This is a genomic window from Streptomyces sp. CA-251387, assembly GCF_050936625.1.
GTDB lineage: Bacteria > Actinomycetota > Actinomycetes > Streptomycetales > Streptomycetaceae > Streptomyces.
Map to the genome: position 1 here is coordinate 100,746 of NZ_JBNJMJ010000001.1, position 12,898 is coordinate 113,643.

Annotated in this window: 11 protein-coding genes and 1 pseudogene; 8 read left to right on the plus strand and 4 right to left on the minus strand. The window is 70.7% G+C overall.

Features of this window, described 5'->3' with window-relative positions; translation table 11 throughout:
• Nucleotides 1–17 precede the first annotated feature (17 nt).
• Nucleotides 18–794: a transglutaminase domain-containing protein gene (locus ACQEV2_RS00505; protein ID WP_433054070.1), complete on the minus strand. Its 777-nt coding sequence runs from the start codon at nt 792–794 to the stop codon at nt 18–20.
• Between the two features lie 1,114 nt (nt 795–1,908).
• Nucleotides 1,909–2,670: a FadR/GntR family transcriptional regulator gene (locus ACQEV2_RS00510; protein ID WP_433034981.1), complete on the minus strand. Its 762-nt coding sequence runs from the start codon at nt 2,668–2,670 to the stop codon at nt 1,909–1,911.
• Nucleotides 2,671–2,855: 185 nt separating this feature from the next.
• Between ACQEV2_RS00510 and ACQEV2_RS00515 the strand changes: the two genes are divergently transcribed.
• From ACQEV2_RS00515 to ACQEV2_RS00550, 8 genes and pseudogenes are all read left to right on the plus strand, one after another.
• Nucleotides 2,856–4,595: an L-lactate permease gene (locus ACQEV2_RS00515; protein ID WP_433034984.1), complete on the plus strand. Its 1,740-nt coding sequence runs from the start codon at nt 2,856–2,858 to the stop codon at nt 4,593–4,595.
• A 36-nt stretch (nt 4,596–4,631) separates the two neighbouring features.
• Nucleotides 4,632–5,468 (plus strand): (Fe-S)-binding protein, encoded by an 837-nt coding sequence (locus ACQEV2_RS00520; protein WP_433034987.1) that lies wholly within the window; start codon nt 4,632–4,634, stop codon nt 5,466–5,468.
• Nucleotides 5,469–5,488: 20 nt separating this feature from the next.
• Nucleotides 5,489–6,907, plus strand: coding sequence for a LutB/LldF family L-lactate oxidation iron-sulfur protein (locus ACQEV2_RS00525; protein WP_433034990.1), 1,419 nt, complete (start codon nt 5,489–5,491; stop codon nt 6,905–6,907).
• A gap of 23 nt (nt 6,908–6,930) precedes the next feature.
• A complete protein-coding gene (locus ACQEV2_RS00530) occupies nt 6,931–7,611 on the plus strand; it encodes a LutC/YkgG family protein (protein WP_433054072.1) in 681 nt (226 codons plus the stop codon).
• A gap of 6 nt (nt 7,612–7,617) precedes the next feature.
• Entirely contained in the window at nt 7,618–8,091 is a 474-nt protein-coding gene (locus ACQEV2_RS00535) for an ATP-binding protein (protein ID WP_433034993.1), read from the plus strand.
• Nucleotides 8,092–8,564: 473 nt separating this feature from the next.
• Nucleotides 8,565–9,221, plus strand: a complete 657-nt coding sequence (locus ACQEV2_RS00540; protein ID WP_433034996.1) for a choice-of-anchor Q domain-containing protein — start codon at nt 8,565–8,567, stop codon at nt 9,219–9,221.
• A 62-nt stretch (nt 9,222–9,283) separates the two neighbouring features.
• Nucleotides 9,284–9,526, plus strand: a pseudogene (locus ACQEV2_RS00545) (carboxylesterase/lipase family protein); the annotation flags it as partial.
• A 91-nt stretch (nt 9,527–9,617) separates the two neighbouring features.
• Entirely contained in the window at nt 9,618–10,175 is a 558-nt protein-coding gene (locus ACQEV2_RS00550) for a carboxylesterase family protein (RefSeq protein ID WP_433034999.1), read from the plus strand.
• 629 nt (nt 10,176–10,804) lie between these two features.
• Here ACQEV2_RS00550 and ACQEV2_RS00555 read toward each other — a convergent pair.
• Nucleotides 10,805–12,436 (minus strand): cation acetate symporter, encoded by a 1,632-nt coding sequence (locus tag ACQEV2_RS00555; protein WP_433035002.1) that lies wholly within the window; start codon nt 12,434–12,436, stop codon nt 10,805–10,807.
• Nucleotides 12,436–12,744 carry a hypothetical protein gene (locus tag ACQEV2_RS00560; protein ID WP_433035005.1) on the minus strand — a complete coding sequence of 103 codons (309 nt, stop codon included), beginning with the start codon at nt 12,742–12,744 and terminating at the stop codon, nt 12,436–12,438. Before ACQEV2_RS00560 ends, ACQEV2_RS00555 begins: the two co-directional genes overlap by 1 nt.
• Between the last annotated feature and the right edge of the window lie 154 nt (nt 12,745–12,898).

Here is a 12,898-nt window from a genome sequence, read left to right on the forward strand (position 1 = left end):
TCGGTGTGCTGCAGGCGTCAGGCACCCGCCGAGCGGCGGCCCAGGATCGGCTCGGCCAGCAGCCGAGCCATCCCGCAGAGCGTCTGGCCGTGCCGGGCGAAGAGTTCGTCACGCGAGTCGAAGTGGCCGAGGTCGGCGAGGACGTGACCCGAGAGATCACACGTGGCGCCGGCAGCCGGGCATGCCACCCCGCCGTCCCAGTCGATCGCTGTTCTGGACAACGCCTCGAAGAGCGTCTCCGCGCCGTCGTTGGTGAAGCCACCCCCCTGATCACGGCTCAACTCGTCCAGGCCGCCGAAGAGTTCCGAGACCGTCAACCAGGGCGCGGCGGGGTAGGAAGTCCGCGACAGGCCCTCGAGGCGGAATTCCGGCCATGCGAGCACCACCTGGCGCGGGAGGATCCGATGCAGCCGAGGGAACCGCGGAAGCCAGAACCTCCCGTCCACCAGCAGGCCACGCACCCGCGTGGCCACCCCGCAGGCTCGCGCGACGCACTCCAGTACTGCCAGCCGCTGGCTGCACGAGCCGCGGCCCCGGCGAAGAACCTCCGATACCGGCCGCTCGTCCTGCACCGAGTACACCGGCTGCACACCTGCGGCGATCCACCGGTGAGCCCGACGCAGAACCGCTATCGCCTCCGCGGGACCTGAGGCTTCCGACTCCGCCGCCAAATCAATCCGCCTCAGAAGCGAGGCGACATACGGGTGCTGCCAATCCAGGATCTGCGTCGGAGCCGTACTCCCCGCAGCCGTCCCCCCGCCGGCTGCGCCCACCCGGACACGGCCCCGCGGCATGAGAAGCGAACTCGTCACGACCGTGATCCTCCCGTCCACCGCCCACCGGGCGACAGACACATCCTGACACACGTTTTGAACACGTTCAACCACAGTGACACCGAGACCGCCGAACGCCAGCCCTCAGAAGACACCCCTACCCGAGTCCGCTTCCGCGATCTTCGCGGCGCATTGATGCGCCGAGGCCCGCGTTGCGTGCCCGGAGGACGGCTACGGCGCGGTAGCGGACCTGCAGCGCATGGCGCGGCGTGCCCCTGTACTCGTTCCTCGTGTGACTGAGCGCCTCAGCTGGCCACTTCGGTGCTCGGGGCGGTGCGCGGAGGCACGACCCGCGTCCGGCTCACAAGGTCATCTGCCGGTCGATGAGCCATCGGGACTGAGCCACATCACCGCTGCCCACGGTCAGGCCGACTCCGGCAGCGCTGTAGAACTGGTCCCGCCCCTCGTCAGCGCGTTGTACGGCAGCCATTCGCCACTCGCGCGCGGCGGCGACCGTGTCCGCGTCACCGAGCAGGAGTACCCCCTCCCACGCCGTGGCCCGCTGGGCATCTGACAGAAGAGCTGGATCCTCGGTTCAGTCCGTACCCGGCAATGTCCGCGTGGGATGCGGGCCCGAGCAGGGATCCGGCATTGCGGCTACTGAGGCCATCCAGGGAGATTCGGGAGACGGCGCCACCGGCCAGGGCGGCTGTCGCCGCTCGTCAGGAATGGCTGCCACCCGCCACCGACGTGCACTGCCGGTACCTCGCTGAGTGGGTAAGCACGAAGCTCCGCTGGGCGTTGGCCGTCGACAATGTCACCGGCCCTCGCCGTCCGCCTCCTGCGGGCGGCGAGGGCTGCGTCATATCAGCGTGCCCAGCCCACGCCGTATACCTCGACGCCGTCGTCAGCGCACACGGTGGACGCCATCGCCGCCTGGCCCAAACCACAGCGTCGGTGCCAGCCGTCGGGCGTCGGCCACGGCTCTCACCGGACCAGCGCAGCCCCCCTCCGTGATCTCCTGGCGGCCGCCCTCCGAAGCTCCGGCATACGGCACGGCGCGCACATTGCATGACGCCTGTCAGCAGCCGGGCCACCGGCGGCCGACGACTTGGGCGGAGCCGCAAGCATGAGCTCAGCCTGCGGAGGTGGAGGCTTCCGGGTTGTCGAGGACCTTCTGGACGACGTCGTGGTGGAAGCCGCGCACATGTGCCTCCACGAGATCGCCGGCCGCCTCGGCATCTCCGGCCTCGATGGCTGCATAGATCCGGTGATGCTCGGCCCGCAGCCTGGACGCGATCTCTTCCCAGTCGTCGATCTTGTTGAACGCCGTGAGCAAGGTGTGCCGCACCGCGTTGCGCACGGCGACCGTCATGTCCGCCATGAGCTTGTTGCCCCCGGCCTCGGCGATCGCGACGTGGAATGCGGTGTCGTAGTCGTTGAAGACCTCGCGCGGCAGGCCCGCTTCGTCCATGTGAAGGAGCGGTTCACGCATCCGGTCCAGATCGACCTCGGCGACCCGCCCCGCCGCGAGGCGGGCGCTCGCACGCTCGAGCGTGGCGCGGGCCTCGATGACATCGGTCAGGGGGAGGTTCGCCAGGGCGATGTGCAGCCGGAGCAGCTGGGTGAGGCCCTCGTCCGGCATGGCGGCGATCACGCTGCCCGACGACGGCCCGGTCCCCACGCGAGAGCGCAGGACTCCCTGTGCCTCCAGCACGCGCAGCGCCTCACGCACCGCGGCCCGGCTCACCCCCAGCATCTCCACGAGCTCCCGCTCGGGCGGCAGCCGGTCACCGACCCGCAGGTTGCCGGCCAGGATCTGCTCCTCGATCCGGGCGAGGACCAGCTCGAAGGTGCGCGCACGCGGCACCGGCTCCCAGCCCGTCGACTCAGCCACGGATAGCCCTTTCTCACGCGTGATCACTGATGTGTGCAGACATCCGATCATAGCTTGGCAAGCTCGGAGCTTGGTCCGACCAAGCTGAATTTTTCCGCCTCCGACTGTGGACAAGCCGCCGTGACGCTGCTTAGCGTGGAAAGCCCAATGCATGGTCTGACCAAAGCCGCAAACAAAGGTCTCTCATGTACCAGCCAGATCTCTCCCCACTCGGCGACAGCCTCGCGCTCTCCTCCCTGGTCGCCGTTCTCCCGCTGCTCACCCTCTTCGTCCTGCTCGGTGGCCTGCGGATGAAGGCGCACTGGGCCGGCCTCGCCTCGCTCGCCGTCGCCGTCCTCGTCGCCGTGACCGCCTACGGCATGCCCACCGATCTCGCCCTGCTGTCGGCGGGCGAAGGAGCGGCCTTCGGGCTGTTCCCGATCATGTGGATCGTCCTCACAGCCATCTGGGTCTACCAGCTCACCGTGGTCAGCGGCCGGTTCGAGGACCTGCGCGCCGCCTTCGGACTGATCAGCGCCGACCCTCGCGTGCAGGCCATCATCATCGCGTTCTGCTTCGGCGGCCTGCTGGAGGCGCTGGCCGGATTCGGAGCGCCGGTGGCGATCACCGGCGTCATGCTCATGGGCCTCGGCTTCACTCCGGTGCGGGCGGCCCTGACCGTGCTGGTCGCCAACACGGCCCCCGTCGCGTTCGGCGCCATCGGCATCCCGATCATCACCGCGGGCAACCTCACGAAGATCCCGTACACGGACATCGGCGCCTACGTCGGTCGCCAGACGCCCCTGATCGCCCTCTTCGTGCCACTGATGCTCGTCACCCTGGTCGACGGACGCCGGGGACTGCGCCAGACCTGGCCGGTCGCCCTGGTGTGCGGTGCGGTGTTCGGCCTTGCACAGTTCGTCAGCGCGAACTACATCTCGGTGGAGCTCACCGACATCATCGCCTCCCTCGCCGGTCTGGCCGCCGTCGTGCTGTTCCTGCGGGTGTGGAAGCCTCAAGGCGGTGAGCAGGCCCGCGCGGACCTCCAGGGGCAGACGGGGAACGGGACGGCCGGAGGGCCGGCAGGAGGCCGCCGAAGCGACGCGGCCTCGCCGCGGCCTCAGGGGACCGCCGATGCGCACGACCGGCAGGCCGTCACCCGTACCCGTCCGGCGCCAGAGGGCCCCGGGGCGCGCCTCTCGGGCTCCCGAATCCTGATGGCCTTCCTGCCCTACCTGGTGGTCATCGCCGTCTTCTCGGTCGCCAAGCTGTGGCCGCCCGCCAAGGAGTTCCTCACCGCTTCCGACCGGAAGATCAGCTGGCCGGGGCTGGACGGGCAGGTCCTGACCGCCGCCGGGAAGGTCTCGACCACCACCGTGTACACCTTCCCTTGGCTCTCCTCTCCCGGCACCCTGCTGCTGCTCTCGGGCATCGTGGTCGCCGCCGTCTACCGGATCTCCCCCGTGTCGGCCGTACGGGAGTTCGTCGCCACGGTGGTCAAGCTGCGCTGGGCCCTGCTGACCGTCGCCGCCGTCCTCGCGCTCGCCTACGTGATGAACCTGTCCGGGCAGACGATCACCATCGGCACCTGGATCGCCGGAGCCGGTGCGGCCTTCGCGTTCCTCTCCCCCGTCCTCGGCTGGCTGGGCACCGCCGTCACCGGATCGGACACGTCCGCCAACGCCCTGTTCGCGACGCTGCAGCAGGCTGCCGCGAACGAGGCGAACCTGGACCCGACGCTGCTCGTCGCGGCCAACACCTCCGGCGGTGTCGTGGGCAAGATGATCAGCCCGCAGAACCTCACCATCGCCGCCACCGCCGTCGGCCTGGCCGGTCAGGAATCCGTGCTCTTCCGGGCAGCGATCAAGTGGAGCCTGCTGCTCCTGCTGGCCCTGTGCCTCCTGGTCTTCCTGCAGTCCAACGCGCTCGCGTGGATGCTGCCCTGACGCGCCGTCGCCCTTCCATCCCGCACTGGAGGAATCATGCGGATCGCGCTCTTCATCACCTGCTTCAACGACACCCTGTTCCCGGCGACGGGCCGGGCGGTGGTGACACTGCTGGAACGGCTCGGCTGCGTGGTGGAGTTCCCGCAAGAACAGACCTGCTGCGGGCAGATGCACTTCAACACCGGCTACCGGCGCGAATGCGTCCCTCTCGTGCGGCGCTTCAGCGAGGTGTTCGCCGACTACGACGCCGTCGTCAGCCCTTCCGGCTCGTGCACCGCCATGGTGCGCGAGCACCACGGACGGGTGGCCCAGGAGGCGGGCGACGCCCGGCTGTCCGCTGCGGTCCGGGACACCCCGCCCGTGTACGAGTTGTCGGAGTTCCTCGTCGACGTGCTGGGGGTCACGGATGTCGGGGCGTACTTCCCGCACCGGGTCACCTACCACCCGACGTGCCACTCGCTGCGCGCGCTCGGCGTGGGTGACCGACCGCTGGCCCTGCTGCGCGCCGTGCGCGGCATCGACCTGGTCGAACTGCCCGCGGCCGACCAGTGCTGCGGCTTCGGCGGCACCTTCGCCCTGAAGAACGCCGACACGTCGGTGGCCATGTGTGCGGACAAGGTGCGGCATGTGCTGGACACCGGCGCCGAGGTGCTGTGCGCCGGCGACAACTCCTGCCTGATGCACATCGGCGGCGCGCTGTCCCGGCTGCGCGCCGGTGTGCGCACCCTGCATCTCGCCGAGATCCTCGCGTCCACCGAGGACTCACCGGCCCCGAACGGCGCCCACTCCCCGGCCGCCTCCACGCCGCCGCTACCCGCCCCCCGACACCACCCGGAAGGCCCGCTCACCACCGGAAGGACGGGGACCCCGTGAAGGACACGACGTTCCTGGGCATGCCGGCATTCCCAAAGGCGGCACAAAGCGCCCTGGCCGACACCCAGTTGCGCAGCAACCTCGCGCACGCCACCGGCACCATCCGCTCCCGGCGGGCCGCCGCCGTGGCCGAGCTCGACGACTGGGAGGGGCTGCGGGAGGCGGGCCGCGCCGTCAAGGAGCGGACCCTGCGCCATCTGGACCATCACCTGGTGCAGTTGGAGGAGCGGGTGACCGAGGCGGGCGGACAGGTGCACTGGGCACGCAATGCCGAGGAGGCGAACCGCATCGTCGTGGACCTCGTACGGGCAACCGGCGAGCGGGAGGTCGTCAAGGTCAAGTCGATGGTCACCCAGGAGATCGGGCTGAACGACGCGCTGGCCGACGCCGGTGTCGCCGCGTACGAGACGGACCTGGCCGAGCTGATCGTGCAGCTCGGCGAGGACCGCCCCTCCCACATCCTGGTGCCCGCCATCCACCGCAACCGGGCGGAGATCCGGGAGATCTTCCTGCGGGCGATGGGCGCGTACGGCACCCCCGCGCCCTCCCATCTGACCGACGACCCCGGACAGCTGGCGGAGGCCGCCCGGCGGCACCTGCGCGAGAAGTTCCTGCGCGCCAAGGTGGCCGTCTCCGGCGTCAACTTCCTGGTGGCCGAGACGGGAACGGCGGTCGTGGTGGAGTCGGAGGGCAACGGGCGGATGTGCCTGACGCTGCCCGAGACGCTCATCTCGGTGGCCGGGATCGAGAAGGTCGTCCCCACCTGGCAGGACCTGGAGGTCTTCCTCCAACTGCTGCCCCGCTCCTCCACCGGGGAGCGGATGAACCCCTACACCTCCACCTGGACCGGCACCACAGCCGCCGACGGACCCCGCGCCTTCCATCTGGTCCTCCTGGACGGCGGACGGACCGACGCACTCGCCGACCCGGTCGGCCGGCAGGCGCTGAACTGCATCCGCTGCTCCGCCTGTCTGAACGTGTGTCCCGTCTACGAGCGGGTGGGCGGACACGCCTACGGTTCGGTCTACCCCGGTCCGATCGGCGCCGTCCTCAGCCCTCAACTGCGGGGCACCGCCTCGGCCGTTGACCGCTCCCTGCCGTACGCCTCCTCGCTGTGCGGAGCGTGCTACGAGGTCTGCCCCGTCAAGATCGACATCCCGGAGTTGCTGCTGCACCTGCGTGCCCGGGTCGTCGACGACAAGCGCGGACGGCGCGTCCCCGGTCCAGAACGCTTGGCGATGGCGGTCGCACGATGGGTGCTCTCCGCCCCGTCGCGACTCGCCCTGGCGCAGCGCGCGGCAGGGGTGGCCGGGCGGCTGATGACCCGTCGCGGGCGCGGGAGGCTGCCCGGCCCGCTGTCCCGGTGGACCGAGGCCCGTGACGCCCCGGTACCGGCCACGGAGAGTTTCCGCGCCTGGTGGAAGAGGACGCACTCATGATCGTACGCAGCGGACAGGCACCGATGAACGCACGGACCGAGGTATTGCAAAGGATCCGGCACGCCCTGCGAGACGTGCCCGGGAGCGAGCGGGCCGAGGACGTCCCGGTCCCCCGCGACTACTCCCCCGGCGGGACTCCGCCGCCGGGGTCTCAGCAGGCCGTGGACCTGCTCGCCGAGCGGCTGGCGGAGTACGGAGCGTCGGTGCGGCTGGTCTCCGAGGGCGATGTGGCCGCCACGATCGCCCGGTCCGTCGGCGGCGGTGGCTCCGTGGTGGTGCCCGAGGGCTTCCCGCCCGCCTGGCGGTCGGCCCTGCGTCCCGAGCGGGTGCTGACGGACGTCCCCCGCCTGCCCGTCGCCGAACTCGACCGGGTTTCGGCGGTGGTGACCACCGTGGCCCTCGCCATCGCCGGCACCGGAACGCTCGTCCTGGACGGAGGGCCGGGGCAGGGCCGCCGGGCGCTGACCCTCGTACCCGATCTGCATGTGTGCGTCGTAGAGGCTCCTCGGGTGGTGGCGTCCGTGCCGGAGGCCCTTGCCCTCCTGGATCCGGCGCGGCCGCTGACGTTCGTGTCCGGACCGTCGGCCACCAGCGACATCGAACTCGACCGAGTGGAAGGCGTGCACGGGCCGCGTCGGCTGGACGCCCTCATCATCGTCCGAGCCCCGGCCACTGACGATTCCGTATCTGCAGCAGGGAGTTGAGCAATCATGTTGGCCCTCCGTCGAGGACCGCACCAGCGCGGGGATCCGACGACACGGGATGCCGTCCCCGGTCCCAGGGACGCAACGGCCTTCGCCTGCCGCACGCTGCGCACCGAGACACAGGCGGCGGCTCACGCCCGAGCGTTCACCCGGGCACGGCTGGCCGCATGGGAGCTCGGCGACGAGGTGGCCGAAGCGGCAGGCCTGGTGGTCTCGGAGCTCGTCACCAACGCCGTCCGGCACAGCGGCTCACATCAGGCGACCCTGCGGCTCGCCCGCTGCCCGTCACACCTGTGGATCGAGGTCTGCGACACGGGTACGTGGCGAGCGCCGGCCGGAACCGAGGACAACGGCGCTGCCGAGGGCGGCCGGGGGTTCTGGCTGGTCGAGGCACTGTCGGAACGCTTCGGCGTCCACGGCACACCCGCCGGTACGTGCGTCTGGGCACTGATACGCCGAGGGCCGTCGACCGGCCTGTAGGACCAGCAGGAAACGGACCTCACCACTGTCGCGGTCTCGTCCGGCTGCAACCGGTCGCCGTCACCGACCCCATGACCCTCAGTCCGCAGGGCTGACTTCCGCCGACACTGCTCCGCCCCGGCCCTTTCTCTGTTCGGCGTGCAGACACGACCCACTCTGAATGGAACGCTCCCTATAGACGCGGACCTGTTCTCCCGCTCCGCCGGTTCACCTTCTGCTCTTCGGTCGGCGTCGCCGCTCCAGCGAACCCCGCCACGTTCTCCGCACGAGCCGCGCATCGCGCACCAGCACGCAAGTCCCGCAGCAGCCGAGTCCTGGTACGCCCACATGCCTCGCCGAGAGGGGTTCACCGATGAAGGTCCGTGCCATCCCGGCGGCACTCGCCGCCGTCCTCCTTGCCGGTGCGGCGCCTCCCGCCACCAGTGCCGCCGCTCCCGGGGCAACGGACGCACCTGACGCTGCGTCGGGTGGCCGTGACCGGGAATTCCGCCGGCTACGGCGGCGGCATCTTCAACGTCCTGGACTCCCACCTGGACCTCATGGAGAGCACCGTCAGCCAGAACGCCGCGGGAGAGGCCGGCGGCATCAGATTCGACGACAGCGGCACCCTGACGAACTCGACGATCGCCGACAACCGGGTGACGGATCCCGGCGGCCGCCGCGGCAGCCTCGGCGGCTACGGCGGCGGCATCCACATCCGCGGCCTGGGAACCGTGCAGATCCTCAACTCGACCATTGCGCGGAACAGTTCCACCGACGACGGCGGCGGAATCAACATCGCGCCGGCCTACCTGGACAGCCTGCCCGCGCCCATCTCCGACATCATCGATCTGCCGCCGGGGCGTATGACCCTGCGCAACTCCGTCGTAGCGGGCAACACCGTCGAGGGCTCGGCCGCCGACTGCGAGAAGGCCTTCGCCACCATCACGTCGCTGGGCCACAACATCGACGGTGACGGCAGCTGCCGGCTCACCGTCGTGGGTGATCTGCCCAGTGGGGACCCGCTCTTGGGACCGGTCGCGGACCACGGCGGTCGCACGGACACGGCCGCGCTGCTGCCGGGCAGCCCGCGCTCGACGCCGCGGACGGCGGCTGCCCGGCGTCGCCCGCCCCCAAGGCGCCGCCTGTGACATCGGCGCCTACGAGCACACGCCAGGATCCCCCGCCCCCACACCGGCACCTGGAGTGATGGATGAGAGCCCCGAGTCTGCGCCACGCCCTGGCCCGCGCCACAGCCACCGTCGCGGCCCTGCTCCTGTCACTGACCGTTCCCCCGGCCACTGCCCGCGCCGATTCCGACCCCGACTCCCTGGTCGTACGCACCGAGCGGGGGTGGGTGCATGGCGCGCCCGGCCGCGACGGCGGGCGGGTCTTCCAGGGGATCCCGTTCGCCGCCCCGCCGACCGGTGAGCTCCGCCGGCGTACGGCGCGGTCCGCACCGCCGTGGTCCGGCGTACGGGACGCCACCGAACCGGCCCACCCCTGCCCCCAGCTGCCACTGACGCTGCTCCCCGACGGCAGCCTCGGTGTGGCTGCACGGCGAAGGCAACATCTACGGTGCGGGCAGCCACTACGACGGCGCAGCTCTTGCCGCACGGGGCGTGGTCGTGGTGACCGTCGACTACCGCCTCCGAGCACTGGGGTTCCTCGCCCACCCCGCCCTGTCGGCCGAGAGCGCGGACCACGCCTCCGGTGACTACGGCCTGATGGACCAGCAGGCCACGCTGCGCTGGGTGCGGCGCAACATCGCTGCCTTCGGCGGGGACCGTTACGGGGTGACGCTGGGCGGTCAGTCGGCCGGCTCGGCGGACACCTGCCTCCACATCCCCTCACCGACCGCGAAAGGCCTGTTCCACCGGGCGATCCAGCACAGCGGAAGCTGCGCCGCGGGCGGCGGTCTGACACCGCTCACGCTCGACGCGGCCGAGCGGAAGGGAAGCGACTTCGCGGCCTCGGTCGGCTGCACGGACCCGACGACCGCGGCGGCCTGTCTGCGCACCGTGCCCGTCACCGAGCTCATCCGCGCCATCGGCACCGGGGCCTCATCCTTGTGGAGTCCGAACTCCGGGCCGGATCCCGGCTGACGCTTCGCGCTCCGCCCGCCGGCACAGGTACGCACGGTGGGGTGGTCGGCGCCGGCTTGGGGACCCAGAGCACACGCCACTTGCTCATCGCGCCACCCTGTCAGATCGGCTTCAACGCGCCGAGTCAATAGGGATCGTGTGCCACTTCCAGCACTACCCGCAGGTCAACGGCATCCCGCACGCCTGCCGGAGGCCGAAGGTCGGGGAGGCCCACCGCCGATCGGGTCGTTGCTGGACGTCGACCTCGACGACGGCGTCACGTTGCACGTCCACATGGTCGGCTCCATGCCGCCCGAACTGGGCGGCAGGCAGCACCCCCTGTCCTGGGCCCCGGCGTGGTAATGGGGCTGGGAGTGTTCTCCGACTGCCCGTACGTGTACCGGGTGCGGTGCGCGAGCGACGGTGCCAGCCACCAGGTCTGGATCGGCACCCAGACCCTGGCCCACACCCAGGTGTACTTTCCAGGAAAGCGCACAGACTGCGTCGTGTGAGTTCGCCTGACTTGTCGACGTCCTCGAGTTGGCTGTCGACGATGGGTCGCAGCAGGTTGCGGCTGGCTGAGTCGTGGTCGGCGAGGTGGCGGTCGGTGGAGCGTGTGAGGGCGCTCCGCCGGCCGCCGCCTTCGTGCGTCAGTACGTCAGTACGTCAGGCTTGACCGGCGCCTCCGCAACCGGGGCCGTATGCCGCCGTTCCGTCACGCTGCCGAGCCAGCCGAGCAGGAACGCGACGGGCAGCGATACCAAGGCGACTGTCTGGAGGGGGAACCAGTCGATGTGCCACTCGGGCATCAGCGCCATCGGGTTGCCCGAGAAGACGGGGCTGCACACCTGGAGTCCGATCGCGGAGCCCAGGCCGCCGTACAGCGTCCACAGCAGTCCCCGCCGCGTGAAGCGTCGCCAGAACAACGCGTACACCAGCGCCGGGAGCAGGCAGGAGGCCGCCACCGCCAGGGAGAGCGTGGACAGGAAGCCCATGTTCCAGCCGTGGACCCACACCGCGCAGAAGATACTGAGCACCCCGACCAGAGCGGACGCGATACGGGCCGCGGCCACCTCCCGGCCCTCGGTGGTACGCCCGCGGCGCACGACGTTGGTGACGAGATCGTGGGCGACGGCGCCCGCCGCCGCCAGGGTCACGCTCGCGACGACCGCAAGCGTCGTGAGGAACACCGCGCAGGAGACCAGCACGACGAGCCATGCCTCGCCCGTCCGCGCCGACGATCCTCCCGCCAGATCACCGGTGAGCATCAGCAGGCTGCTGGTGGCTCCGGGATCGGCGGCGAGAATCTTCGGGGCACCGATCACCGCCGCGGCGCCGAAGCCCATCACGGTGGTGATGAGGCAGACGGCGCCTACGATCGCGATGGTGTGGCGGACCGTGCGTCGGGCGGCGGCCGGGTCGGGCGCGGTGTTGAGCTGGGTGGCGACATGGGGCAGGCACGCCACGCCCAGCACCACCGTGATCATCAGGCCGATGAAGTCGAGCGTGCTCTCGACCGGGCCGCCGGCGGCGAAGCGCAGGCCCGGACGCATATAGCCCTCGGGTCGGCCGCTGCCCCGAGCGGCGGTGTCGATGAGGGAGTCAGCGCTCCAGTGGAAGCGATGGAGCAGCACCGCGGCCACGGCGAGCGCCATGGCGAGCAGGAACACTGTCTTGATGATCTGGAGCGCGATCATGCCCCGCATCCCGCCGAAGGCCGTGGCGCAGACGACGAGCGTGCCGATCATGACGATGACGGTCTGTTCGGCGCCCGGCCCGGAAAGGCCGAGCAGCATGGCGGTGGTCGCGCCCGCGCCGGAGAGCTGGACGATCAGATACGGGATACAGGCGCTCAGCGTGACGACGGCGGCCGCGATCCGCACGGCGGGCCCCGGGGCGCGCAGGGCGAAGGTGTCGCCGAGGGTGTAGCTGCCGCGCTCGCGCAGCGGGCCGGACAGCAGGAGCAGGACGCCGAGCGACAGCACGGTGCACAAGGCGATGAACAGGCCGTCGAAGCCGAAGACCGCGACGGCTCCCGTCGTACCGAGCACGGTCGCGGCGGAGAGATAGACGCCGGAGAGGACGATGGCGCCCTGCACGGGGCGCAGCCTGCGGCCCGCGGTGTAGAAGTCGTTGACCCGGTCGCGCTCGGGGCCGTTGAGCACACAGATGAGCAGCATCGGGACCATGAACGTCAGAAAGCCGACGAGGACCCAGGAGCGGGTGTCCGAGTCCAGGTCGAGGGTGCCCGGTGCCCCTGTGAGCAGCATCTGAGGAAGCATCAGCGCTCCCCCTGCGGCTCGTACGAGGCCTCGCCGTACGGGGCCTCGTCGTGGGCTTCGCCGCAGGAGGCGCGGTCGTAGCGCACCGCCGTCCACAGCAGGAGCGAAACCTGGGCGAGTAGTGCGACGACGCCGAGGGTGATCTGTCCGGCGACCCGCGTGGCCAGCAGATCCTCAGCGGTGCAGGCCAGCAGGAGGTGGACCGCGAAGGTCAGTCCGTTGACGAGCGCGAAGAATCTGCCGGGCGGGTGGGGCCGGGGTCTTTGACGGAGCTGGATGGTGTGCGGATCGGCGTACTGATGGGCCATGGAGCTCTCCTGGCGGGCAGGGATGCGCGCATCACCTGGCTCGGGCGATGCCTTGCGCGGGCATTGCCCCTGACGGCATTGCCCCTGATGCGGGCTCACCAGAGCACGTACCGACCAGTCAGTCCATGTGCTGCGGGCACGCCGTTGTCCGCTC

What these genes read in the sequence shown, in the direction of transcription:
- ACQEV2_RS00525 (WP_433034990.1), top strand. Translation starts at nt 5,489, where the DNA reads ATGCCGGCATTCCCAAAGGCGGCACAAAGCGCCCTGGCCGACACCCAG.
- ACQEV2_RS00555 (WP_433035002.1), bottom strand. Translation starts at nt 12,436, where the DNA reads ATGCTTCCTCAGATGCTGCTCACAGGGGCACCGGGCACCCTCGACCTG.
- ACQEV2_RS00560 (WP_433035005.1), bottom strand. Translation starts at nt 12,744, where the DNA reads ATGGCCCATCAGTACGCCGATCCGCACACCATCCAGCTCCGTCAAAGA.
- ACQEV2_RS00515 (WP_433034984.1), top strand. Translation starts at nt 2,856, where the DNA reads ATGTACCAGCCAGATCTCTCCCCACTCGGCGACAGCCTCGCGCTCTCC.
- ACQEV2_RS00530 (WP_433054072.1), top strand. Translation starts at nt 6,931, where the DNA reads ATGAACGCACGGACCGAGGTATTGCAAAGGATCCGGCACGCCCTGCGA.
- ACQEV2_RS00535 (WP_433034993.1), top strand. Translation starts at nt 7,618, where the DNA reads ATGTTGGCCCTCCGTCGAGGACCGCACCAGCGCGGGGATCCGACGACA.
- ACQEV2_RS00520 (WP_433034987.1), top strand. Translation starts at nt 4,632, where the DNA reads ATGCGGATCGCGCTCTTCATCACCTGCTTCAACGACACCCTGTTCCCG.
- ACQEV2_RS00505 (WP_433054070.1), bottom strand. Translation starts at nt 794, where the DNA reads ATGCCGCGGGGCCGTGTCCGGGTGGGCGCAGCCGGCGGGGGGACGGCT.